The sequence below is a fragment of the Microbacterium sp. CCH5-D1 genome (assembly GCF_001557335.1).
GTDB classification, from domain to species: Bacteria; Actinomycetota; Actinomycetes; order Actinomycetales; family Microbacteriaceae; genus Microbacterium; species Microbacterium oxydans.
In genome coordinates this window covers 1-2,352 of sequence record NZ_LSJW01000156.1, presented here as the reverse complement: position 1 = coordinate 2,352, position 2,352 = coordinate 1, and the positions used below count along the sequence as shown (strand labels likewise).

The following is a 2,352-nucleotide window of genomic DNA, read 5'->3' as shown; positions in this document are numbered from 1 at the left end:
GGCGCGAGCCAGTCCAGAGCAGCGACCAGGCCGCCGGCACCGACGGGCACGTCCTGGGCGCCCCGGTTCAACTCCTCTTCGGAGATGGTGACGTCGGCGCCAGACAGCAGGTCACGGAACCAGCTCACCGTCCACATCCCACGGCGCACACCTCCGCTCTCGTAGAGGAACGCGCCCGGCTCCGCGGCGAAGTTCGTCCAGACGTCCGGGTGCTTCGGCAGCGGCCGATCACCCGGCGTCATGGTCGCCACGTAGGTCCCGAGCGACAACAGGGCATCACCCTCATCGCGGAGGCCGGCGCCCAGTGCCTCCACGGCCTTGTCGTTCGAGGTCGCGATCACCGGAATCCCGGCGGGCAAACCGGTGAGCTCGGCGGCGCGCTGGGTCAACCGGCCGAGGGGCTCGCCCGGCGCCACGAGCTCGAACAGCATCGAGGGATGCATACCGGCGCGGGCATATTCATCCGCATCGTCGCTCCACCCCCAGCGATCCGCATCGATCGGCCAGACCCCCTGTACGTTCCCTGCGGCATCGCGCCTCTCCCCCGTGAGCCGGTGCCCGAGGTATCCGGACGACGTGGTGACGTACGCCGCGTCTTCGACCTCCCTCTCGTAGGCTCGCGAAAGCCGCTCGTCCATCCAGCTCATGACGGGCTGCGCCAAGGTGCCGTCGGCGCGCAGTACCGCCCGGCAGAAGCGGATGGTGCACAGGCCCACACCGCGGATCTCCGTGGCGTCTCCGGAGAACTCCGCCATCGCCTTGCGGACGGCGGCCACGATCGAGTCCCACAGATCGTCGTCCGGGTGCTCCCATCGACCGGGCGCCGGCGAGGAGTACGGGCGCAGGGCTGCTCGCGCGCTGGCGTGCACGACGCCCGTCCCGTCGACGATGAGCACCTTCGTGCTCTGGGAGCCGTTGTCGATCGCGACGACGTAGCCCGGCGCCGTTGCGCTCACGCCGTCAGCTCGCCGTGCTCCAGCGGGTAGATGGTTCCCCGATTCATGATCCCCCTGGGGTCGAGCCCGTCCTTGAGCATCCGCAGCAGCCGGTACGCGCTGCCGTGCTCCTCGTGGGTCCACGGCGTGCGGTACTTGCCGATGCCGTGGTGGTGCACCATCGAGCCGCCCAGACGCAGCGCCTCCTCGACCACGATGGCGTTGAGGGGCTCGTGGTACTCGGTGATCTCCTCGCGCGGCTCGCACCGGATGTCGTAGTCGTACACGAAGTAGAGGTTGGTGCCGGTCTGGTAACTGTGCGACGAGTGCGCGCCGAGCAGCGTCAGGTCGGCCGCGCGCGCGAACTCGGTCCTGGCACGGCGCATCACGGACTCGAACAGCTCCTCCACGCCCGACCAGTCGATCGACACCTCTGTGGTGTAGCCGAGGCGTGCGTTCTGGAGCATCTCGCGCTTCTCGGCGTCGATCTTGTCCTGACCCCAGTTGAGGTTGTCGAACCATTCCTCGATCAGCGCCGGGTCGACCTTCTCGTGCGGGATTCCGGCGAAGATCTCCTCGACGCCCGCGGCCGTGGCATCGGCCACGCCCTTCGGTCCCTCGGCGACGACGACCACGACCGCTCCGCCCCCCGCGAAGTGCGAGAAGTGCTGCGCCGCATCCTCCTCGGAGTACGCGCGCGCGACGGAGGGCCGGTAGCCGGCGACGACGATCTCGCGGAGACCGGCCACACCGGCGGGGAGCGAATCGACCAGATACCCGAGGAAGCGGTTGTTCTCGGGCTGGTACGTGAACACCTTGACGGTGACCTCGGTGATGACCGCGAGCGCTCCCTCGTTGCCGATCACGATGTGGCGGATGTCGGGGCCTGCCGCGCGACGCGGAACGTTCTTGACCCGCACGACGTCTCCGTCGGGGAGCACCGCCTCGAGCCCGACGACCATGTCCTCGATCCCGCCATACAGGGTGGAGAATTGGCCGATGGACCTGGTCGCGACGAGTCCTCCCATCTGTGCGAGAGGCTTGGACTGCGGAGAGTGCCCTGTCGTCAGGCCCTGCGCCCGCAGCGTGTCCTCGAGCACCTGCAGGGGCACTCCGCACTGCGCGGTGACCATCATGTCGACGGGGTCGATCTCGAGGATCGCGTCCATGCGGGAGCCGTCGAGCACGAGGGAGTCCTCGACGATCGTCTCGAGGCCGCCTTCGGTCGCCGTGCGTCCGGTGCGGGGCACGACATTGACGAGATTCTCCGCGGCGAACGCGAGGATCGCCGAGACGTCCGCCGTCGAGCGGGCATAGACGATCGCGGCCGGGATCGGACCGTCGAAGATGCCGTGCACCGAGGTGTACTTCTTGAAGCGGTCGACGCTCGCCTCGCGCAGCGCCTGCGCCTCGGTCT

2 protein-coding genes are annotated in these 2,352 nt (G+C 68.8%); both read right to left on the bottom strand.

The window, feature by feature from the left end; translation table 11 throughout:
- On the bottom strand, window positions 1-956 hold a 956-nt coding region (locus tag AX744_RS09750), incomplete at its 3' end, for an FGGY family carbohydrate kinase (protein WP_061016592.1).
- The coding region (locus AX744_RS09745; protein ID WP_061016590.1) for an FAD-binding oxidoreductase at window positions 953-2,352 on the bottom strand (1,400 nt) is incomplete at its 5' end. The genes AX744_RS09745 and AX744_RS09750, both read right to left, overlap by 4 nt.